This is a genomic window from Synechococcus sp. GFB01, assembly GCF_001039265.1.
Taxonomy (GTDB): Bacteria; Cyanobacteriota; Cyanobacteriia; order PCC-6307; family Cyanobiaceae; genus NIES-981.
On record NZ_LFEK01000037.1, the window covers coordinates 1 to 19,881 of the forward strand.

Annotated in this window: 15 protein-coding genes, 1 tRNA gene and 5 pseudogenes; 11 read left to right on the forward strand and 10 right to left on the reverse strand. The window is 68.2% G+C overall.

Going from position 1 to position 19,881, the window contains the following annotated elements; genetic code table 11:
- The first annotated feature begins 459 nt into the window (after window positions 1–459).
- On the forward strand, window positions 460–753 hold the full coding sequence (locus SYNGFB01_RS16285) for an Arm DNA-binding domain-containing protein (protein ID WP_072061509.1): 294 nt from the start codon (window positions 460–462) through the stop codon (window positions 751–753).
- Window positions 754–894: 141 nt separating this feature from the next.
- Here the strand turns inward: SYNGFB01_RS16285 and SYNGFB01_RS06100 are convergent.
- The 3 genes from SYNGFB01_RS06100 to SYNGFB01_RS06110 all read right to left on the reverse strand — a co-directional run bounded on the left by SYNGFB01_RS06100 (window position 895) and on the right by SYNGFB01_RS06110 (window position 3,245).
- Window positions 895–1,874 (reverse strand): IS5 family transposase gene (locus tag SYNGFB01_RS06100; RefSeq protein WP_235299957.1). Its coding sequence is split into 2 segments (ribosomal slippage): window positions 895–1,067 and window positions 1,067–1,874, totalling 981 coding nucleotides; the frame shifts between segments, so codons are not numbered across the junction.
- Between the two features lie 136 nt (window positions 1,875–2,010).
- Window positions 2,011–3,018, reverse strand: coding sequence for a hypothetical protein (locus SYNGFB01_RS06105; protein WP_053068360.1), 1,008 nt, complete (start codon window positions 3,016–3,018; stop codon window positions 2,011–2,013).
- The gene (locus SYNGFB01_RS06110) at window positions 3,015–3,245 is read right to left on the reverse strand and encodes a hypothetical protein (protein WP_048017354.1); all 231 of its coding nucleotides are present in this window, start codon (window positions 3,243–3,245) and stop codon (window positions 3,015–3,017) included. Before SYNGFB01_RS06110 ends, SYNGFB01_RS06105 begins: the two co-directional genes overlap by 4 nt.
- 1,251 nt (window positions 3,246–4,496) lie before the next feature.
- Between SYNGFB01_RS06110 and SYNGFB01_RS15315 the strand changes: the two are divergent.
- The 3 genes and pseudogenes from SYNGFB01_RS15315 to SYNGFB01_RS06125 all read left to right on the forward strand — a co-directional run bounded on the left by SYNGFB01_RS15315 (window position 4,497) and on the right by SYNGFB01_RS06125 (window position 7,998).
- Window positions 4,497–5,404: pseudogene (locus tag SYNGFB01_RS15315) on the forward strand (fatty acid desaturase).
- 84 nt (window positions 5,405–5,488) lie between these two features.
- Window positions 5,489–6,646: a class I SAM-dependent RNA methyltransferase gene (locus SYNGFB01_RS06120; protein WP_048017355.1), complete on the forward strand. Its 1,158-nt coding sequence runs from the start codon at window positions 5,489–5,491 to the stop codon at window positions 6,644–6,646.
- Window positions 6,647–6,699: 53 nt separating this feature from the next.
- Window positions 6,700–7,998 carry a cation:proton antiporter gene (locus SYNGFB01_RS06125; RefSeq protein ID WP_048017356.1) on the forward strand — a complete coding sequence of 433 codons (1,299 nt, stop codon included), beginning with the start codon at window positions 6,700–6,702 and terminating at the stop codon, window positions 7,996–7,998.
- Here the strand turns inward: SYNGFB01_RS06125 and SYNGFB01_RS06130 are convergent.
- Together SYNGFB01_RS06130 and SYNGFB01_RS06135 are read right to left on the reverse strand one after the other, a co-directional pair.
- Window positions 7,964–8,374 (reverse strand): phage holin family protein, encoded by a 411-nt coding sequence (locus SYNGFB01_RS06130; RefSeq protein WP_048017357.1) that lies wholly within the window; start codon window positions 8,372–8,374, stop codon window positions 7,964–7,966. The two genes, SYNGFB01_RS06125 and SYNGFB01_RS06130, sit on opposite strands and share 35 nt — an antisense overlap.
- Window positions 8,375–8,379: 5 nt before the next feature.
- Window positions 8,380–8,856 (reverse strand): hypothetical protein, encoded by a 477-nt coding sequence (locus SYNGFB01_RS06135; protein WP_369795492.1) that lies wholly within the window; start codon window positions 8,854–8,856, stop codon window positions 8,380–8,382.
- A gap of 109 nt (window positions 8,857–8,965) precedes the next feature.
- Between SYNGFB01_RS06135 and smc the strand changes: the two are divergent.
- Window positions 8,966–12,583: pseudogene (smc, locus tag SYNGFB01_RS06140) on the forward strand (chromosome segregation protein SMC).
- Window positions 12,584–12,626: 43 nt separating this feature from the next.
- A complete protein-coding gene (locus SYNGFB01_RS06145) occupies window positions 12,627–13,634 on the forward strand; it encodes a PRC-barrel domain-containing protein (RefSeq protein ID WP_048017358.1) in 1,008 nt (335 codons plus the stop codon).
- 9 nt (window positions 13,635–13,643) lie between these two features.
- Here the strand turns inward: SYNGFB01_RS06145 and msrB are convergent, their stop codons facing one another.
- From msrB to SYNGFB01_RS06160, 3 genes and pseudogenes are all read right to left on the reverse strand, one after another.
- Entirely contained in the window at window positions 13,644–14,087 is a 444-nt protein-coding gene (gene msrB, locus SYNGFB01_RS06150) for a peptide-methionine (R)-S-oxide reductase MsrB (protein ID WP_082325901.1), read from the reverse strand.
- A 31-nt stretch (window positions 14,088–14,118) separates the two neighbouring features.
- A pseudogene (locus SYNGFB01_RS06155) lies at window positions 14,119–15,368 on the reverse strand (glycosyl transferase).
- Between the two features lie 95 nt (window positions 15,369–15,463).
- A tRNA-Leu gene (locus tag SYNGFB01_RS06160) sits at window positions 15,464–15,545 on the reverse strand.
- A 208-nt stretch (window positions 15,546–15,753) separates the two neighbouring features.
- On the opposite strand from SYNGFB01_RS06160, the pseudogene accC reads away from it, so the two are divergent.
- A pseudogene (accC, locus tag SYNGFB01_RS06165) lies at window positions 15,754–17,106 on the forward strand (acetyl-CoA carboxylase biotin carboxylase subunit).
- A gap of 36 nt (window positions 17,107–17,142) precedes the next feature.
- Here the strand turns inward: accC and SYNGFB01_RS06170 are convergent.
- Window positions 17,143–17,475 (reverse strand): YggT family protein, encoded by a 333-nt coding sequence (locus SYNGFB01_RS06170; protein ID WP_082325902.1) that lies wholly within the window; start codon window positions 17,473–17,475, stop codon window positions 17,143–17,145.
- 87 nt (window positions 17,476–17,562) lie between these two features.
- Between SYNGFB01_RS06170 and psbX the strand changes: the two genes are divergently transcribed.
- The 4 genes from psbX to SYNGFB01_RS06190 all read left to right on the forward strand — a co-directional run bounded on the left by psbX (window position 17,563) and on the right by SYNGFB01_RS06190 (window position 19,778).
- On the forward strand, window positions 17,563–17,685 hold the full coding sequence (gene psbX, locus SYNGFB01_RS06175) for a photosystem II reaction center X protein (RefSeq protein WP_048017360.1): 123 nt from the start codon (window positions 17,563–17,565) through the stop codon (window positions 17,683–17,685).
- A gap of 107 nt (window positions 17,686–17,792) precedes the next feature.
- Complete coding sequence (locus tag SYNGFB01_RS16290) at window positions 17,793–18,173, forward strand: Ycf66 family protein (protein ID WP_369795493.1); 381 nt, start codon at window positions 17,793–17,795, stop codon at window positions 18,171–18,173.
- Window positions 18,130–19,239: a hypothetical protein gene (locus SYNGFB01_RS16295; RefSeq protein ID WP_369795494.1), complete on the forward strand. Its 1,110-nt coding sequence runs from the start codon at window positions 18,130–18,132 to the stop codon at window positions 19,237–19,239. The genes SYNGFB01_RS16290 and SYNGFB01_RS16295 overlap by 44 nt, the downstream gene beginning before the upstream one ends.
- 47 nt (window positions 19,240–19,286) lie before the next feature.
- Window positions 19,287–19,778, forward strand: a complete 492-nt coding sequence (locus tag SYNGFB01_RS06190) for a hypothetical protein (protein WP_053068363.1) — start codon at window positions 19,287–19,289, stop codon at window positions 19,776–19,778.
- Window positions 19,779–19,791: 13 nt separating this feature from the next.
- On the opposite strand, the pseudogene SYNGFB01_RS06195 reads toward SYNGFB01_RS06190, so the two are convergent.
- Window positions 19,792–19,881: pseudogene (locus SYNGFB01_RS06195) on the reverse strand (high light inducible protein); the annotation flags it as partial.

A 19,881-nucleotide genomic window follows, 5' to 3' on the forward strand; every position in this document is an offset into this window, starting at 1 on the left:
GCCATGAGGTCTCGGTCCTGTGTTGTGGGATGTGTTGTGGGATTTGGGAGATGTGTTGTTGGAATGGGTTGGTGTTGTTGGATTGGCGCCCAGGGTGCATTTCCCGAAATATCTTCAAGCACTCCCTACGACTTAGATTCTGACTAGCGGCATAGAAATTGAGACCTACAACGCATTGCTGGGAAAAGAGCTCCGGGGCAAGCGAGGAAGAGAAAAGGCGCTAAATGGCTGCGGTAAAAAGGGTGCCAGTCTCGCAAGTGGCACATAATATTGCAATTCTGCGGAAGCAAGGGATAATTTTAGGTCAATGCAGGGGGAAGCGCTTAGCGTACCAACTTTGCGAGAAGCGATTATAATACAAATAACTAGATCGCTCACTATTTGCGTTTACACTGATCTAATCAACATGAACGCATTTTTGTTGCAAATAACTTATCTAATATTTAAGGAGTTTAACCTATGAATTTAAATGATGCTCAAATTCGTTCACTTCAACCAGGGGATCGTAGACAGAATAAGTCTGTCGGTGACTCACTGTTCTTAGTTATTGAACCAACTAAAGCAGGTGGTGGCAAATCCTTTGAGGGAAGAATGCGTTTCCCAAGTGGACGAGGAGGTAAACAGATATCAGTGCGAATTGGTGTCTATGGAAGAGGATTAGGTCGCTACACATTAAGCGAAGCAAGGGTTGAATGGACACGCATAAAGAACTGGTCAAGAACTAAGGATGCTCTGAGCAACAAGCCCGCATAGAGCGGCTTGAGCGTCAATTTGCTTGTTGTAAACAGTTTTAGGGCTGATCAAGCGTCATTCAGCCAGATTCTGGTACTTTTCCGGCCTGATCTCGTCCAATTCCGAGCAATGCTGCCCCTGGCAGGCACACCTCTCCCATAATCACGTCTTGCATAGCAACAGATGACGAGCCATGAATAGGTTCGCGAGGGCTGCCAGCACGTTGACCTTGCAGCCATTCTTGAGCATGCCGCGCAGGCGGGTCTTCTGAAAGCCGAATTGGCGCTTGATCACGCGGAATGGGTGCTCACCTTTGGCGCGGATGTGAGCTTGGCGGTTTCGATCAGATCATCCAGCCTCCCTTCCGGTGTATCGGGTAGAGCACGCCGCTTCCCCGGCCGCATAGCGACGCGGAAGCCGATAGCCTTGCTTTTCATCTCTTCTCTCTTCTCAATCCCCTGGTAGCCGGAATCGGCGTAGACCATCGTCTCCTGTCCATGCAGCAGCTCTGCGGCCGGGGTCAGGTCATGCACATTGGCAGAGGTCGTTTCGATTGAGTGGATCAAGCCGTTGTCCTTGTCCACACCGATGTGGACCTTCATCCCGAAATACCACTGGTTCCCCTTCTTGGTCTGGTGCATCTCGGGATCTCTCTCGCCCTTCTTGTTCTTTGTGGAACTGGGGGCTGCGATCAGGGTGGCGTCGATGATCGTGCCCTGCTTCATGGCCATGCCGTTGGCCTTGAGGTGGGCTTTCACCGTCTCAAAGATCTGCTTGCCGAGATCGTGCTTCTCCAATAGATGGCGGAAGCTGAGGATCGTGGTTTCATCCGGGATCCTGTCGCTGATCAGGTTGATGCCCGCAAAACGACGCATCGTCGGGACCTCGATCAGCGCATCCTCCATTGCTGGATCACTGAGGTCGTACCACTGCTGCATCAGGTGAATCCGCAGCATGATTTCCAACGGGTAGGGAGGGCGGCCGCCTTTGGAACCAGTCTTGGGGTAGTAGGGCTCAATCAGATCGATCAGCGCCTTCCAGGGCACAACTGCCTGCATCTGGCCCAGAAAATGCTCCCTCTTGGTGCGTTTCCTCGCGGTGGTCTGCTCGTAATCACCGAATCCGAGCTGCTTGCCGCCCATGAAAACCAGCCATGCCCAGCGATCACAGAGACATTGTCGCGTGGATTGGCCGGGTTATCCAGAGTTTCCCTAACCTGAAGCCTCTTAAGTCGCCTTATGAGCTTGAGCCACTTATCCACGGAGTGCCCTCCTGCGTTCAGCAGCGACGTATGCGGCGGGACGACGAGGGAGGTCGCCGAGCGGATGACCGACGGCGATGAGGCTGTCGGTAGCCGTTCTCCTTGGCCCAGTACCAGAAGGTGCCGGCGCTGGTCTGCTCGCCACCGGAGCTGGCCACCTGGTCGATGCCCTTCCACTGAGGGGAGTGGGCGGCCATGAGGCCGATAGCGGTGTCGGCGTTACCGCCGGCTTCCTCGACGGCCTTGATCAGGCCCCAGAGGAGGTTGTGGTAGATATCGTAGGTACCGGTGCCGGGGACGCGGGGTGAAATGGCCGCCAGGGCGTCGCGGATCTCGTCGAGCCCCTGGGCCTCGTAGTCGGTGAAGGTGCGAGCAGCGCGGTGGTGGCCTTCGCGCTGAGGTTCTGGCAGGTGGCGGTCGAAGTCGCCGATGTCGGGCCGGCTGTCCGACTGATGGATGACCTGCGCCAGCACACCGGTTTCCGGGTGCGGGGTGCCAGGGAGGCGCATCACCCTGAATGGGTTCTTGAGAGAGCGGTCGGCGCCGGCGTACTCGAGCAGGCGGGACTGGACGGACTTCCAGGCCTCGGGTGAAACGGGTTCGGAGAGGATCCAGTAGGAGTGGATGGACTTGCCGCCGGTGTCGACCTGGAGGCTGGGCTCGGGCAGGCCAAGCTCCTGCCAGGCGGTGAGCTGCCAGTCCTTGGGCTTGTCGTCCCACTCGACGAAGAGGGCGATGCACTCGGTGATGTCGGCGTCCTTGTCGCCGCCGTTGTTGATGACGACGTAGACGCCCCGCTTGTCGGCCACCCAGGACTCGACGAGGGCCTTGGTGGGCTCGCCTTTGGCGCCACGGTCTTCGGCTTTGCGCGGGTCGGACTTGGCGTAGAAGCCACGCAGGCGGATCGAGCCCTTGGGCTTGCCGAGGGCACCGAGGAACTGGCGAGCGGCGTCGAAGTCAACAGTGGAGCTGAAGGCTTGTTCGGCAAGGGCTAACCGAACCTCCTTGGATCGGAGCGTATTCATGCCCGCACTCCTCCCTGGTTGAGGGTGCTGGCAAACGTCTCCAACCTGCTGGCAGGGATCCGTCGGAAGTTGGTGAAGGACTCCTCAGTCTTTTCCCACTGCCATTGGAGATTGCCGCCTGTGGTGAGTCCACCCCACCGGTAGTCTCTCCCCTCTTCAAAGGGTGAGAACTTGCTGCGGCGCAGCTTCAAGAGAGTCTGCTTGTGGATGCCGAGGGCCTCGGCCATGACGGCCGATGGCACCCAGGATGCTCGAGTTGTCATTGGGTTCTAGGTGAGACCCAGTGCCTTCCCGACTCGCCGCAATACCCCTTGGGCCTCCTGAGGAAAATCCATCACAAGAGGAATCCACTCGACGCCAAGGGTCTTGGCGTCATGGCCGAGGGCGACTGCATCTTCAGTCGTTCCTTCGACGCGCTTGCTGACAGCGATCCGACGACCGCGCACAAACGGGTTGGGGTTCTTACTTCGAGCCATTGGCACCGGAGTTGGTGAACCCACCGCTCTTCCGAAGGAAGCGCTTAGCAGTGCCCGAGTTTTGGTGGTTGAACTCATCGCCCTGCAACCCTCACTTGTGTGAGCGTCCCGACGGTGTTGGCCCACATGGAGCTCGCCCGTCGCGTCAGCAAGAGCAACCTAGGGGTTGTGTCAACTACCGAAAAGAGTCGCCAGCTCACCAGAACGACTTTATCCACAGCTTTATCCACGGCCAGGAATCCAGCCGTTGAGCTTGACGCCGAGACCCAAGCTGTAGAAATGAAAAGGCCCCTTCCANGGCCCATGGGTCATTTGGGTGATAAGGCTGACCTCACCCCATCTCCCTTAAGAGTGTCAGGCAGCCACGGGGGCGGCTTGACGGGAGAAACGAACGATGTTGTTCGCTGTTACGGGTTTGCTCTCACCGAGCAGGCTTCAGTCACTCTCCTCATGCCCCGTCGAAACCATTGCAGCCCCGTGAATGTCCACCCGGANGGGCCGGGGGCCGGGGGAATGGAGCTGAGCGGAATCGAACCGCTGTCCGAAACACTGGTGTGAGCCACCTAGTCCGGCCGGAACCGGACTCCGTCATTGTGGCAGCAACGGGCCGGGACCGCAGGGGTGGGCATCACCGAACCGCTCGCCATCATGGAGAGCCCTGGGGCTGCGGCAGGCCCAGGTGTGCCTACCCCTGAAGGTCAGACCCCCTTTTTCTTGAGAACCCTTTCCAAACGGGCAGCCCATCCGGACTCCCCAGACCCCTCGGCTTCCCTCCCGTCGCTCCGCCCCGACCGCCAGCCTCCCAGCGACCGCCAACCAGCCAGCAGCGTGGCCCGAGAGCTGCGGTCCCTGCTTCCCCCCGAAGCCTTCCGCACCAGCCCTCACCGCCTGGCCCTGGTGGCCATCAACGCCGCGATCCTGCTGCTGGGCTGGACCATGGCGGCCCAGTTGCACCAGTGGCCCCGGCCCTGGCTGCTGGCCTGGCTGCCCCTGGCCCTGGTAATGGGCAACAGCGTGTTGGTGCTCGGTCTGGCGGCCCACGACCTGATGCACGGATCCTTCCCCCGCAGCCGGAGCCTGCGGCGCCTGGCAGCCATGGCGGCCTTCAGCGTCTCCTGGATGACGCCCACCCTCTGGCAGGCCGTGCACAACCGCGAGCACCACAGCCACACCAATGGCCTGGCGGACCCCGACCGCAGCTATCTGGAGAGCCAGCCCAGCAGCTGGGGCAAGCGCCTGTTCCGGGCCATCGCCCCCTCCTCGGAAAGCAACCCCCTGCTGCTGGTGCTGGGGATGACCAGCGCCTGGCCCCTGCACCACTTCCGCACCAGCTGCGAGGTGCTGTTGGGCAACTCTGGAAGCGACGACGGTTCCGCAGGCCCCGGCGCCAGCCGCTTCACGCCGGCGGCCTTCCCGGTGAGCCCGGCAGATCGCCGCACGATCGCCGCCGAACTGCTGCTGCTGGTGGCGCTGCATGGCCTGGTGATCGGCTGGATCGGCCTGCGGCCCCTGCCCCTGCTGCTGGGCTATTTCCTGCCGCTTTGACTGGCTACGCCATGTCGATGGCGTACATCTACACCAATCACATGCTGTCCCCGCTCACCGAGGACAACGATCCCCTGGTGAGCTCCCTGTCGCTGCGGGTGCCCGCCTGGCTCGATCTGCTGCACAGCAATTTTTCCCACCACAGCGAACACCATGTGTTTCCGGGGCTGAACAGCAGCTACTACCCCCAGGTGCGGGAGCTGCTGATGCACCTCTACCCCGAGCGCTACCGCCTGCTGGGAGCCGACCAGGCCTGGCGGCTGCTGCTGAGCACGCCGCGCTTCTACCGCGATGCCCACACCCTCACCAGCCTCGATGGCACCATCACGGCCCCGGTGCCGTTGGGGCTGGGTGGGACCACCTGAAGCGCCTGCCCGTGCTGAGGTGGTTGACGTGGCCGCTTGGCCCCAGCTGAAGCATGCCCCATGGCCCCTCCTGTTTCTTCGGGGATGACCTCCTTCGCCGCGATCGCGGTGGTGCCCCCAGGCCTGGAGGAGCCGGCCGCGGCGGAACTGCGGGCCCTGGGCTGCCATGAGGTGGCGGCAGGCCGCAGGGCCGTGCGCTTCCGCACCGACCTGGCCGGCTATGTGCGGTTGCACCTGCAGGCGCGGCTGCCGTTCCGCCTGCTGCGGGAGCTGGCCCGCTTCCCCTGCCGCAGCCGCCAGGAGCTCCATGCCGGCGTGCAGGCCGCGCTGCAGACCCTGCCCAACTGGCAGGAGTGGCTGGCGCCGGAGGCCAGCCTGCGGGTGGACGCCACCGGTTCGGCCCCGGGCCTGGCCCACAGCCACTACACCGCCCTGGAGGTGAAGAACGCCCTGGTGGATCTGCAGCGCCAGCAGTTCGGACGCCGCTCCTCGGTGGAACTGGACGACCCCGATCGCTGCTTCCACCTGCACCTGGGCGGCGGCGAGGCGGTGCTCGGCCTCGATGGCAGCGGCACCAGCCTGCACCGCCGCGGCTACCGGGCCGCCATGGGCCTGGCCCCTCTCAAGGAAAACCTGGCCGCCGGCCTGATCGCCCTCACCGGCTGGGATGGCTCCGTGCCCCTGGCCGATCCCCTCTGCGGCTCCGGCACCCTGCTGATCGAGGCCGCCTGCATGGCGCTGGGCCGGGCACCGGGCCTGGACCGGGGCTTCAGCCTGGGGCGCTGGCCCGATGTCGATGCCGCCCTCTGGCGGCAGGAGCTGGAGGCGGCCCGGAACCTGGCCCGCGATCGGCTGGCCGATGGCCGGCCCCTGGCGCCGCTGCTGGGCCTGGAGCAGAACCCCGAGGTGCTGAGCCAGGCCAGGCACAACGCCGCCGCCGCCGGGGTGGCCCCCTGGATCGAGCTGCAGGAGGGCGACTTCCGCGACTTCCAGCCCCCCGATCGTCCCGGCATCCTGGTGTGCAATCCCCCTTACGGCGAGCGTCTCGGCGAACCGGGAGAGCTGGAAGCGCTCTACGCCGATCTGGGGACGATGGTGAAGCAACGCTGCAGCGGCTGGGATCTGTGGCTGCTCAGCGGCAACCCGGAGCTCACCGGCGCCCTGCGCATGAGGGCGAGCCGCCGCATCCCCGTGAGCAACGGCGGCATCGACTGCCGCTGGCTGCACTACGCGATCCGCTGAATCTGGATCACACCGGCCGCCACTCCTAGGTTCAGGTCAACGTCGCCACGCCCATGCCGCTGTCGAGCGTGCCGATCGAGGCCCAGGTCCTGGTCATCGGCATCGTGTACCTCGGAACGCTGATCATCAGCCGCTTCTCGGTGCGCATCGGCATCCCGGCGATCCTGGGGGTGCTGCTGCTGGGCCTGGCGATCAACCTCGGCAGCCTGGATGTCAACCCATCCGAAGTGGCCAAGCTGCAGGTCTTCTCCCTGGCACTGCTGCTCTTCTATGCCGGCCTCAAGACCGATCTGCAATCGATCCGCGGCTTTCTCGAATACGGGCTGATGCTGGCCATCGGTGGCGTGGCGCTCTCCACCCTGGTGCTCGGCGTGGCCATCGACCTGCTGGCCTCACCCAGTGGCGCCCACCTGGCGAAGGGCTTCCACGACGCGATGCCGCTCGGGGCGGCGATGCTGATCGCCGCCTGCCTGGGCTCCACCGATGCCGGCGCCACCCTCAGCGTGCTGCGGCAGGTGCAACGCCGGGTGCCGGAGCGGGTGAGGCATCTGCTCGAGTTCGAGTCGTCGGTGAACGACCCTGCCGCCCTGATCCTCTACAGCATCGGCCTGGGCCTGTTCAGCGTCTCGGGAGGGCATCAACCGGCGCCGCAGATGATGCTCAGCGGTGTGAGCGATCTGCTCCAGAAGATCGGCTCGGGCCTGCTGGTGGGGGTGGGCTTCGGCTATGGCGCCAAGCTGGTGGTGGACCGATTCGTGATCGACAAGGAACAGCTGCTGATCGTGGCCATGTCGATCGCCTTCATCGACTACGGCGCCACCCAGCTGCTCGGCGGTTCGGGCTTCGTGGCGGTGTACGTGACGGGTCTCTTCATGACCAACATGCACTACCGCGATCCGCACATCAACCACCGCACGATCCAGGAGGTGCTGCTGCCCTTCAACACCATGACCGAGATCAGCATCTTTCTCCTCTTCGGGCTGCTGGTGAATCCCGCCGACCTGCTGCCTCNGCTGCCGGTGGGTCTGACCATCGCCGCGGTGCTGATGCTGCTGGCACGGCCGCTGAGCGTGCTCTGCTTCCAGCGCTTCTCACCCTTCCACTGGCGTGATTCGGCCCTGATCGCCTGGTGCGGGCTGCGCGGCGCTGTTCCCCTCGCCCTCTCCTTCAACCTGGTGATGGCGATCCCCACCCTGCGCGGCCTGGAACCCGGTCTGGCGGATCAGCTGGCGCAGAACGCCCAGAGCATCGTGTTCATCGTGGTGATCTTCAATCTGCTGGTACAGGGCCTCTCCCTGCCTCACCTGTGCCGCTGGCTCAACGGCCCAGCAGAGCCCGCGTCGTCTTCGTGAGGCCGGCCATGGTGGCGGGCAGGTAAGGGCCCCGGGTCATCCTGCCGCCCACCCGCAGCAACAGACCCGAGAGCAGCAGATTCAGGCCGGCCACCACCAGCGCCGCCTGGGTCCAGGGCCAGCCTTGCTGCAGATGCAGCCAGAGCAGCAGTGCCAGCTCGGCGGCCACGAGGGCCAGCAGCAGCGCCACCAGACCGCCCATCAGCAGCACCGCGCCGCCGATCAGGCGGCGCTTCTCCCGATCGGCCTCCTGCAGGGCGATGCGCACATGCAGATCCATCACCGAGGTCATCAGGGCGCCGACCCGGCCGGCGGCCTCCCGCCCCACGCCGCGCTGGCGGGCCTGCGACTGATCCGTGTCGTTCGGGGGTGTCATGACGGTCAGGGCGACGACGGCCAGCCAGCAGCAGGCCCAGCAGCCACCCCCACGCCGGCGGCGATGCCGATCGCCAGCAGCGGCCGCTCGCGCACCGGCTTCTCGAGGCGCGGCCGCAGCGTGGCATTGAGCTCATCGAGCAGCCGCTCGAGCTGGGCCTCCAGCGGCTCCAGCTGATCGGCCAGCCGGCCGGTCTGCTCACCCGCCACGTCCATCAGCTCCAGCAGCTGCTGCTTCACCACCGTGGCGGTGCGGCCGGTCTGGCCGGCGATCGCGCCGGCCAGCTCATCGAGGCTGCCGCGGCTGGCCTCCAGGGTGTGGCGGGCCACGTCCGGCCAGCGCTTCTGGATCGCAGGCAGCCACTCCTCGAAGCGATCCATCAGGCCGGTGCGGCCGGAATGGGATGGAGCCGCCTCCGAACTCGCCCCGTCGGGCGCATCGGGCGCATCGGTTACGGGGTCGCGGGGGGGTTCGGGGGGCATCTCCGAAGTCATGGTGCGGTTCCGACCCGGGCTGATGAGCACAAGCTAAGGATGGGGTTGAGCTTGGGGAACCCTCCGCTACATTTCAGCTGCTCGGCGCACGGGCCTCTTGGTTCACATCAAGCAGGTCGAGCTGCATCAGTTCAAGTCCTTCGGCGGGTCGATGGCGATCCCGCTGGAGACCGGTTTCACGGTGGTCACCGGACCCAACGGCTCCGGCAAGAGCAACATCCTCGATGCCGTTCTGTTCTGCCTGGGTCTGGCCAGCAGCCGCGGCATGCGGGCCGAGCGGCTGCCCGACCTCATCAACAGCGCCATGCAGCGGGCCGGCAAGGCCGCCGAAACCTGGGTGAGCGTGTGCTTCGACCTCGGCGACTGGCAGCCCGATGCGGCGGAAGTAGGGCTCGAGCCGCCCGAGGAAGGCCCCTGGATCAAGCCAGGGCAGCGCGAATGGACCGTGAGCCGGCGGCTGCGGGTGGCACCGGGCGGTACCTATGCCAGCAGCTTCAGCGCCGACGGCGTGCCCTGCAACCTGCAGCAGCTGCAGACCCAGCTGCGCCGGCTGCGGGTGGATCCCGAGGGCAGCAACGTGGTGATGCAGGGCGACGTGACCCGCATCGTGTCGATGAGCGCCCGTGACCGGCGCGGCATCATCGACGAGCTGGCCGGCGTGGCCCTGTTCGACAGCCGCATCGAGCAGACCCGCACCAAGCTCGATGAGGTGCAGGAGCGTCAGGAGCGCTGCGCGATCGTGCAGCAGGAACTGCTGGCGAGCCGCCAGAAGCTGGAGCGCGACTGCGCCAAGGCCCGCACCTATCAGGCCCTGCGCGAGCGCCACCACACCGGCCGGCTGCAGGAGCAGGTGCTGGCCTTCGAGGCGGCCCAGGCCGCTCTGGCGGAGCTGGAGCGACGTCAGCAGTCCCTCAGCCGCCAGCAGGCCGACGACCGCGAGGCCCTGGCGGCGGCAGAGCAGGCGGTGACCGCTGCCGCCAGGGCGCTCGAGGAGCTCCAGGCCGAGGTCAAGGCCCTGGGCGAGGACCAGCTCCTGGCGGTGCAGGCTGAGCTGGCGGGGCTGGAGGCCAGCGGCCGTGAGCTGGCCCGCCAGGCCGAGGGCCATCAGCAGCAGGCCGAAACGCTGCAGCGCCAGCGCCTCGAGCTGCAGCGCCAGCAGGGCGAGCTGCGTCAGCAGCTGCAGACGCTCGAACGGGAGGCCGACCCTGCGACCTGGAGGCCGCCGAGGCGGCCTGCCGCAGCGCTGAAGCGGCCGTGGATCTCTCCCGCCGCCGGCTCGGCGAGGTGGCGGGGCGCTCCGGCAGCTGGCTGGAGGAGCAGAAACGCCGCAGCCAGAGTCGCCAGGAGCTCAGCGAGCGCATCGGCCCCCTGGAGGCCGAGCGGCAGCAGCTCGGCGAGCGCTGCCGCCAGAGCCTCGAGCGGCTGAGCGAACTCCAGGCTGAGCAGCAGCAGGAGGGCGCCAGCAACCGCAGCACCGAAGATCTGCTCGCTGCCCGCGACCAGGAATGGCAACAGCTGCTCGAGGCGATCCGCAGCCATCAGCGCCAAGTGCAGGAGCTGGCCGAGGATCTGGCCCTGCAGCAGCGCACCCGCAGCCGGCTCGAACAGGAGCAGACCCAGCTGGAGCGGGAGATCGCCAGGCTCGACAGTCGCCGCGAAACCCTTCAGGAAAGCCGCGGCACCGGTGCCCTGCGGGTGCTGCTCGAGGCCGGCCTGGAGGGGATCCACGGTCCGGTGGCCCAGCTGGGGGAGGTGGAGGAGCGGCACCGCCTTGCCCTGGAGGTGGCGGCCGGCGCCCGCCTCGCCCAGGTGGTGGTCGATGACGACCGCATCGGCGCCCGGGCGATCGAGCTGCTCAAGAGCCGCCGCGCCGGCCGGCTCACCTTCCTGCCGCTGAACAAGATCCGCGCCGGCGGCTCCGCCGTCGGCAGCGCTGCCCTGCAGGCGGGGCGCCGGGCCGGCGACAGGCACCGGCGGCGGCGGGTTGGTGGGCCGGGCCGTGGATCTGGTGCGCCACGAGCCGGTCTATGCCGAGGTCTTCCGCTACGTGTTCGGCGACACCCTGGTGTTCGACAACCTGGCCAACGCCCGGCGCGAACTGGGTCGCTGCCGCGCCGTGACCCTCGAGGGGGACCTGCTGGAGAAGAGCGGGGCCATGACCGGCGGCAGCCTGCAGCAGCGCGGCGGCCAGCTGAGCTTCGGCCGCAGCAGCGAGGGGGATGAGGCCGAGCCGCTGCGGCGCCGGCTGCTGGAGCTGGGCGAGAGCCTGCTGGCCTGCCGGCGCCGGGAGCACGAGCTCGGCCAGGCCCTGGAAGCCCAGCGGCCCCAGCTGCTGCAGGCGCAGCAGCGTCAGGCGGCCCTCGAAGCCGAGCGCAGCGCCGCCCAGCGCTCCCTGGCGCCGCAACGGCAGCGGCAGGAGCAGCGGGCCGAGCGCCTGGCCCAGCTGCAGCAGGCGCTGCAGCGCGATCAGCAGCGCCAGAGCGAGCTGGAGCAGCAGCTCACGCCGCTGCAGAACCAGCTCGCCGCCCTGCAGCAGCAGGAGGCGACGGCCCAGGCCTCCGGCGATGGCGCCCACTGGCAGGGGTTGCAGCAGGAGCTGGAGTCCGCCGATCAGGCCCTGGGCGCGGCCCGCCAGCGGCGTGATGCCCTGCTGGCGGAGCGGCGGGAACGGTCGCTGGCGGCCGAGCGGCTGCGCAGCCAGCAGGAGAGTCTGGCCAGCGAGGAGCAGCGCCTGGTGGCGGCGGTGAACGCCCTGGTGGCCGAGCGGGCCGGCTGGAAGGAGCGCCAGCAGGCCGATCAGAGCAAACGCACGGCACTCGAAAGCCAGCAGAGCGAGCTGCAGACGCGCTTCGGCGAGCGCCGCCGCGCCCGCGACGCCGCCGAGGCCCAGCTCGGGGCCCAGCGGCAGGCCCTGCAGCAGAAGCAGTGGGAGCTGCAGCGCCTCGCCGAGGAGCTGGCAAGCCTGGCCGAGCAGCAGCAGCGCAGCGAACAGCAGCGGCTCTCCCAGCTGGAGCGGGAGCTGCCCGATCCCCTGCCCGAGCTGCCCGAGGCGGTGAGAGAGGCGGGTCTGGAGGCGCTGCAGAGCGAGCTGCGCAGCCTCCAGGCCCGCCTGGAGGCCCTCGAACCGGTCAACATGCTGGCTCTCGAGGAACTCGAGCAGCTGGAGCAGCGACTGGCCGATCTGGAGGAGCGGCTGGCCGTGCTCAGCACCGAGCGCGAGGAGCTGCTGCTGCGCATCGAAACGGTGGCAACCCTGCGTCAGGAGGCGTTTCTGGAGGCCTTCAACGCCGTGGACGGCCACTTCCGCACGATCTTCGCCGAGCTCTCCGATGGCGAGGGCCACCTGCAGCTGGAGAACCCCGAAGCACCGCTGGAAGGAGGTCTCACCCTGGTCGCCCATCCCAAGGGCAAGGCGGTGCGGCGGCTGGCGGCGATGAGCGGCGGCGAGAAATCGCTCACGGCCCTCAGCTTCCTGTTCGCCCTGCAGCGCTTCCGCCCCTCCCCCTTCTACGCGCTCGATGAGGTCGACAGCTTCCTCGATGGCGTCAACGTGGAGCGCCTGGCCGGCCTGATCGCCCGCCAGGCCGATGCGGCTCAGTTTCTGGTGGTGAGCCACCGGCGCCCGATGATCGCCGCCGCCACCCGCACGATCGGGGTCACCCAGGCCCGCGGCGCCCACACCCAGGTGGTGGGATTGCCGCCCGCCGCGGCCTGAGCCCACCGATGCGCTGCTGCGATCGCTAAGGGAGAATGCGGCGATGACGATGACCCCACCCAGCAGCGACCCCGCCGCACCACCCAGCGACCGCCTCTGGCTGCGCTCGGAGCTGATGGGCACCCAGGTGATCACCCGCGACACCGGTCGCCGCCTCGGCGTGGTGGGCGAGGTGGTGGTCGACATCGACCGGCGCGAAGTGGTGGCCCTCGGCCTGCGCGACAACCCGCTGACCCGCTTCCTGCCGGGCCTGCCGCGCTGGATGCCGCTCGATCGCATCCGCCAGGTGGGCGATGTGATCCTGGTGGATTCGGTCGACTCGCTCGCCGAGGGGTTCAACCCCGATCGCTACAGCAAGGTGATCAACTGCCAGGTGGTCACCGAAGCGGGCCAGCAGCTGGGCAAGGTGCTGGGCTTCAGCTTCGACATCGAGACCGGCGAACTCACCACCCTGGTGCTGGGCGCGCTCGGGATCCCGCTGCTGGGCGAAGGGGTGCTGAGCACCTGGGAGCTGGCCGTCGAGGAGATCGTCTCCAGCGGGCCCGACCGGATCATCGTGTACGAGGGGGCCGAGGAGAAGCTCCGGCAGCTGGGCACAGGCCTGCTCGAGAAGCTGGGCATCGGCGGGCCCAGCTGGGAGCAGGAGGAGCGGGAGCGCTACCGCAGCGGCATGGTGCCGGTGGAGAACCAGCTGGCTCCGGGCCTGCCCGCGGCTGCCGAGCAGCGGCGCATCCAGCCCGCCACCAGCCGGGCCTTCCAACCGGAGGAGGAGCTCGATTATGTGGAGCTCGACGAACGGCGCGAGCGCGAACCGCTGCGCCGCCGCCGCTACCTCGAGGAGGAGCCCGACCCGCGCTCTGAGCCCGGCCGTTACGCCCCCGAGCGCAGCAGCCGCGAGCGGGAGCCGCTCGATCTGGATCAGGATCGCCGCGACCGCTACGACGATCAGCCCAGGCAGCTGCAGGCCCGGCCCCGACCGGTGCGTGAATCCCGGCCTCCCGGCAATCAGCCGCTCGATGTCGACGCCGAGGATCTGGCGGATCCCTGGTAGGGCCCCGCTTCAGCGGGGCTCAAAGCGCAGCGAGGCCGAGTTCACGCAGTAGCGCTGCCCGGTGGGCTGAGGGCCGTCGCTGAACACGTGGCCCAGGTGGGCATCACAGTTGGCGCAGCGGATCTCGGTGCGCACCATGCCGTGGCTGGTGTCGGTGAGGGTGCGGATGGCCGCGGGATTCATCCCATCCCAGAAGCTCGGCCAGCCTGTGCCCGAATCGAACTTGGCGGCACTGCTGAACAGCTCGGCGTCGCAGCAGATGCACCGGTAGAGCCCAGGCTCCTTGTGGTTCCAGTAGGCGCCGCTGAAGGCCCGCTCGGTGCCGCCCTGGCGGGCGATGCGGAACTGCTCGGGCGTGAGCTGCTGCCGCCAGCGCTCCTCCTCCTGGCCACGGGCCAGACCGCTGTCAAGACCGCAGGCGGAGGGGTCATCGGGATTGCGTGGGGCGGCCATCGGCGATCGCAGGCTGCAACGGCCTCCAACCCTAGGCAGAGGCCGCCGGCAACAGCTCCTGCACCATCGCCGCCAGGGCCGCGACGGCACCGCTCCGGCCTCGCAGGCTGCGGAGATCCTCGCGCACACCCGCCAGCCGTTCAGGACTGGCCAGCCAGTCGGCCGCTTCAGCGGCGATCTGCTCGGGCGTCACCAGCCCCACCCGCTCCGGCACCACCGTGCGCCCCGCGGCGATGTTGGGCAGCGCCAGCTGCCCGCGGCGCCGCAGCTGCCAGGCCGTGAAGGCTCTCCCCATCAACCGCCCCACGCCGGGGCATCGGGCGAGCAGCCCGATCAGCCCATCCCAGGCCTCCATCACCTCCAGGTGGTGGGTGGGCACCACCACGATCATCGGCAGCCCCAGGGCGGCCAGTTCGGCGGTGTTGGCCCCCACCGTGGTGAGGGCGAGGCGACACTGGCTCAGCAGCTGATGCGCCGGGTGCGCCATCACCAGCCGGATCCGGGTGCCGGCAGCGGTCACCAGCGCCAGGCCCTGCTCGTCCTCCAGCAGCCGTCCCGGCCGGGCTCCATAGTGCCGGGCGATGGGACCCGAAGGGTCCAGATACGGGAGCAGATCCTCCGCGGCGATCGTGGGAGCCACAGGGATCACGCAGCGGCAGTCCGGGCGGAGCCGGGCCAGGCGATCGGCCACCGCACAGAAGAACGGCATCCCCACCTGCAGCTTGATGCGCTTGGAGCCGGGCAGCAGGGCCAGCCATTCGCCCGGCGGCAGGCGCTGCTCCGCCTGGGGGGCAGGTCGGGCAGATCGGCCATCAGATCGCCCACCACGGTGCAGCGCGAGCGCCAGCGGCGGGGCAGCCGCTCAACCACCTGGGGCCCCATCGCCGCGATCCGGTCGTTGAAGCGCGGCCAGCGCGCGACCCACTCGGCGTAGGTGAGGTGGCGGTAGCCCAGCCGGGCGGAGAGCAGCACGGTCCAGAACTGATCGCCCCCCAGAAACACCACCACGCCGCGGCGGGGCCAGGGGCCGAAGCGAGCCGGCCGCAGCAGCAGCCACCAGAAGCGGCGGGCGGGCACGATCCTCTCGAACAGCTGCCAGGCGGCTGCGGCCTGGTGTTCCCGGCCCGTGCCGTTGGGGCAGGGCACCAGCACAAGATCCAGGCGGCACGGGTCACCAGGCTGGCGCGGCCGCAGGGGCCGATCGCGATGCAGGCGCTCCGCCACCGGCCGCACCCAGGTGGTCAGCTCGCCGGGGCCGTTGCTGACCAGCACGATGGCCAGAGAAGGCTCATCACCGGGGACGGAGGGCGGATCCCGAAGCTGAGCCGAACCGGAAGGGGCGGGTTCCCGCTGGCTCAAGTGGGGGAATAGAAAAATGCGGATGGCGAGACTTGAACTCGCAAGGCCGAAGCCACACGCCCCTCAAACGTGCGTGTCTACCAATTCCACCACATCCGCGTGGTTGTCCGCAGGGCTGAAGCCCTCCGGAGAGGCTGTTGGTCGGACCGAAGCCCGCCCTGGTGCGAGGAGGCCGTCGGCGCTCCGCCCAGCAATATACCCATCGCCGGTGCGGATCCCTGCCGGTCGGCGGCGCCGGCTCGGCCGGTGAGCGCTGATACAGTCCCGATCGGCCCATTCCCGCTGCATCGCCGCCGAGTCGCCACTGATGCCCATCGGCAAATTGCTGATCGCCAACCGCGGCGAGATCGCCCTCCGCATCCTGCGCAGCTGCCGCGAGCTCGGCATCCCCACCGTGGCGATCTACAGCACGGTCGACCGCAACGCCCTGCATGTGCAGCTGGCCGATGAGGCCGTGTGCGTGGGCGAGGCCCCCAGCTCCAAGAGCTACCTCAACATCCCCAACATCCTGGCGGCCGCCACCTCCCGCGGCGCCGATGCCATTCACCCCGGCTACGGCTTTCTGGCCGAGAACGCCAGGTTCGCCGAGATCTGTGCCGACCACGGCATCACCTTCGTGGGTCCCTCGCCCGAGTCGATCCGCTCGATGGGCGACAAATCCACCGCGAAGGCCACGATGCAGCGGGTGGGCGTGCCCACGATCCCCGGCAGCGAGGGCCTGCTGGAGAGCGTCGAGGACGCCCGCGCCCTGGCGGAGTCGATGGGCTATCCGGTGATGATCAAGGCCACCGCCGGCGGCGGCGGTCGCGGCATGCGCCTGGTGCCCTCGGCCGACCAGCTCGAGAACCTGTTCAAGGCGGCCCAGGGCGAAGCCGAGGCGGCCTTCGGCAACCCGGGCCTCTACATGGAGAAGTTCATCGACCGGCCGCGGCACGTGGAGGTGCANGGTGCTGGCCGACCGGCACGGCAACGTGGTGCACGTGGGCGAGCGCGACTGCTCGATCCAGCGCCGCCACCAGAAGCTGCTGGAGGAGGCCCCCAGCGTGGCGATCAACGCCGAGCTGCGCCGCCGCATGGGCGACGCCGCCGTGGCCGCCGCCCGCACGATCGGCTACGAGGCGCCGGCACCGTGGAGTTCCTGGTGGACCGCAGCGGCGACTTCTATTTCATGGAGATGAACACCCGCATCCAGGTGGAACACCCGGTCACCGAGATGGTGACCGGAGTCGACCTGATCGCCGAGCAGCTGCGCATCGCCGGCGGCGAGCCGATCTCGGTGAGCCAGGAGCAGATCAAGCTCACCGGGCACGCCATCGAGGTGCGGATCAACGCCGAGGACCCCCGCCAGAACTTCCGCCCCGCCCCCGGCAAGATCACCGGCTGGCTGCCGCCAGGCGGGCCGGGCGTGCGCTTCGACAGCCACGTGTACACCGGCTACGAGATCCCGCCCTTCTACGACTCCCTGATCGGCAAGCTGATCGTGTGGGGCACCGACCGCGACCATGCCCTCAAACGCCTGCGCCGCGCCCTCTCGGAATGCGCCGTCACGGGCATCCCCACCACGATCGACTTTCACCTTCAACTGCTGGATCGCCCCGAGTTCCAGGCGGGTGACGTGCACACCAAGTTCGTGGAGCAGGAGATGCTGCCCCTGCCCTGAGAGCCCGGCACAGACCCCCGGGCCGGCGGCAACCGCTCAGGCCGGCATCACGCTGGCGCGGATCATCATCTGGGTGAGCAGGCCCTGCTGTCCCACCAGCAGCTCCCGCAGCAGGCTCACGAGCCCCACCCACACCACCGGTGTCACATCCACGCCGCCGATCGGCTGGATCAGCCGGCGGGTCGGAGCGAGCAGGGGCTCGGTGGGCAGCCCGACCAGCCGCAGGATGCCCCGGCTCAGATCGAGCTGGGGATACCAGGTGAGCACGATCCGGAACAGGAACAGCAGAGTCCACAGGGCCAGCACCAGGCCCAGCCCCAGGTGCAGCCAGGCCAGCGGGGTGGTGGGCAGGACCAGGCCAGGGGGCAGGGCCGTCACAAACCTCTAAGCAGCGATGCCGCCAAGCGTAGGCAGCAGCGCCGCCTGCCTAGGATCTCCGTCGGATCTGCTGCTTCCATGACCCCTTCTCTCGCCAATTTCCTCAGCAGCCTCGTATGGGGTGCCGTGATCGTGGTTGTGCCGATCAGCGTGGCGCTGGTTCTGATCAGCCAGAACGACCGCCTCGACCGCAAGCTCTGATCCCCGAGCCGCTGGACGAGGCCAATCGGGCCCCTGGGCAGGCCGATGACGCTGCCTAGAGTGTCGGCATCGTTCCAAGGGCCCGGCCAGCCGGGGTCCAGTTCGCCGTGGTCAACGCCAGTCTCAACTGGGCCAGCATCGTCGGCATCGTGCTGGCGGTCGGCGGGGCGCTGCTCTACTTCATGCGCAGCTTCAAGCCCGCCCTGGCCCGCGACTATGACGTCTTCTTCGCCGCCGTGGGGCTCCTGTGCGGCGGCATCCTCTTCTTCCAGGGCTGGCGGCTCGATCCGATCCTCCAGTTCGGCCAGTTCCTGCTGGCCGGCACCACCGTGTTCTTCGCCTACGAGAGCGTGCGCCTGCNGGGGGTGACCACCGAGCAGGCGCGCCGCTCCTCCTATTTCGACGACGANGGAACCCGCTCCCGCCGGCCCCTACCGGCCGCGCATGGGCGGCAGCAACTGGGGAGAGGCCGATGTCGACCGCTTTGACGAACCCCAGCCGGTGCGCCGCCGCATTCCCTCCCGCAGCGAGGAGGACGACGACTTCTACCGGCCCCGCCGCAGCAGCCGCGCCGCCATCCCCGAACGGGCCGCCAGCCGCCGCGGCCGCCCCGACGATGACTGGGATCGCGACGACGAGCGCCGCGTCCCCGAGCGCAGCCGCTACAGCGCCGGCGCCTCACGAGCGCAGAGCGAGTTCGGCGCCCGCCGGCGGGAGCGGGACAGCGGGCCCGAACCTCGCCGCGGCAGCCGCCCACCGCCAGCAGCGACGCCATGCCGCGCTCCAGCCGCCGTCCGACGGCACCCGAGAGCGGCCCGCCTGGCGCCATGCCGCAGGGCAGGCCTCAGGGCACGCCGATCCGGGACGCGGGCCGCAGCGAGATCAGTGACGCCGATTTCAGTCCGATCAAGCCAACCGGCACCAGCCCGGAGCAGCCGCCGGCCAGCCTCGCCCCCGCGACAACAGTTCACGCTTCGACGACTGAGCCACCCCGTGCAGCTGCCGGCCGGCCTGCTGGCTCTGGCCACCATTCTCGTGCCAGCGCTGCTGGTGGGCTGTGATGGCAGCCTCTGGAGCCGCCGCTCCAGCGGGCCCGCCGGTTTCGGCGGAGTCACGGACAACCGGCGTGATCCCGCCCTGAGCGGCGATGGCCGCCTGCTGGCCAGCGTGGTGGAGCGCCAGGGGCGCGGGCGGGTGATGCTGCAGGAGCAGCCCAGCGGCCGGGTGCTGGCGCTGCGCCATCTGGGCGGCCAGTTGCCGCATCGTTCCCCTTCACTCAGCTGGAACGGGCGCTACCTGGCCGTGATCGTGCAGCAGGGTTCTCAGCGGGCCGTGCTGATCGAGGACCGCCTCACCGGCAGGCCCCTGTGGCTGCCGCTGCCCGGCGATGCGATGCCCGAGCAGCTCAGCCTGGCTCCGGATGGCCAGCGGCTGGCGCTGGAGCTGCAGCGCGAGGGCCGCAGCCAGGTGCACCTGTTCGACCTCTCGGGGCTGCTTGAACGCGACCTGCCACCCGGCCTGCGACTGGGGCGCAGCACCGGCGCTCCACCATGAGACGGCGCCGCGCTGGGAGCCTGCGAACGCTCCAGAAGCTGAGGTGGATGCGGCACCTCGCGGTGGGCCTGATCACGGCGCCGCTGGCGCTGGCTCTGCCCGGCTGCCTCGGCGGCATGCCTGTGCCGGAGAGCGGGCTGAATCGGCAGCTGGAGCAGGCCGGCAACAACCGCCGCCCATCGCTGGCGGGCCGCTGGCTGGCCCTGATCAACGCCCCCCCCGGCGATGGGCGGGAGCGTGTGGTGCTGCTCGATCTGGAGCGCCGTCTGCCGGTGCCGCTGCCGGGCCTGAACCGCCCCGATGCCCAGCCCCTGAGCGTATCGGTGGATGTCTCCGGGGAGCGGCTGGCCCTGGTGCGCCATCTGGAAGGCCGCACGGAGCTGGTGCTCTACCGGCGCTCGCTGCAGAGCCTGCAACCGATCCCGATCGGCCCACCGGGGGTGCCGCTGGCCGTGCAACTGCGGGCCGACGGCCGCGAACTGGCTGTGCAGCTGAGCCGCAACGGCCTCTGGCAGGTGGACCTGATCCGGATCCCCTGATCGAGGTGGGCATTCAGGGAACCAGACCGGCCCAGTGCAGGAAGGTGTCGCCGCTGAGGGCCTCGATCAGCAGCACGGCGGCGAACCCCACCATCGCGAAGCG

Bases quoted from the DNA above. Each gene is read 5' to 3' on its own strand.
- SYNGFB01_RS16295 (WP_369795494.1), top strand. From the start codon at position 18,130: ATGGGCGGCAGCAACTGGGGAGAGGCCGATGTCGACCGCTTTGACGAA.
- msrB (WP_082325901.1), bottom strand. From the start codon at position 14,087: ATGGCCGCCCCACGCAATCCCGATGACCCCTCCGCCTGCGGTCTTGAC.
- SYNGFB01_RS06135 (WP_369795492.1), bottom strand. From the start codon at position 8,856: ATGCCCCCCGAACCCCCCCGCGACCCCGTAACCGATGCGCCCGATGCG.
- SYNGFB01_RS06110 (WP_048017354.1), bottom strand. From the start codon at position 3,245: ATGGCCGAGGCCCTCGGCATCCACAAGCAGACTCTCTTGAAGCTGCGC.
- SYNGFB01_RS06105 (WP_053068360.1), bottom strand. From the start codon at position 3,018: ATGAATACGCTCCGATCCAAGGAGGTTCGGTTAGCCCTTGCCGAACAA.
- SYNGFB01_RS06190 (WP_053068363.1), top strand. From the start codon at position 19,287: ATGCGGCACCTCGCGGTGGGCCTGATCACGGCGCCGCTGGCGCTGGCT.
- SYNGFB01_RS06130 (WP_048017357.1), bottom strand. From the start codon at position 8,374: ATGACACCCCCGAACGACACGGATCAGTCGCAGGCCCGCCAGCGCGGC.
- SYNGFB01_RS06145 (WP_048017358.1), top strand. From the start codon at position 12,627: ATGACGATGACCCCACCCAGCAGCGACCCCGCCGCACCACCCAGCGAC.
- SYNGFB01_RS06120 (WP_048017355.1), top strand. From the start codon at position 5,489: ATGACCTCCTTCGCCGCGATCGCGGTGGTGCCCCCAGGCCTGGAGGAG.
- psbX (WP_048017360.1), top strand. From the start codon at position 17,563: ATGACCCCTTCTCTCGCCAATTTCCTCAGCAGCCTCGTATGGGGTGCC.
- SYNGFB01_RS16285 (WP_072061509.1), top strand. From the start codon at position 460: ATGAATTTAAATGATGCTCAAATTCGTTCACTTCAACCAGGGGATCGT.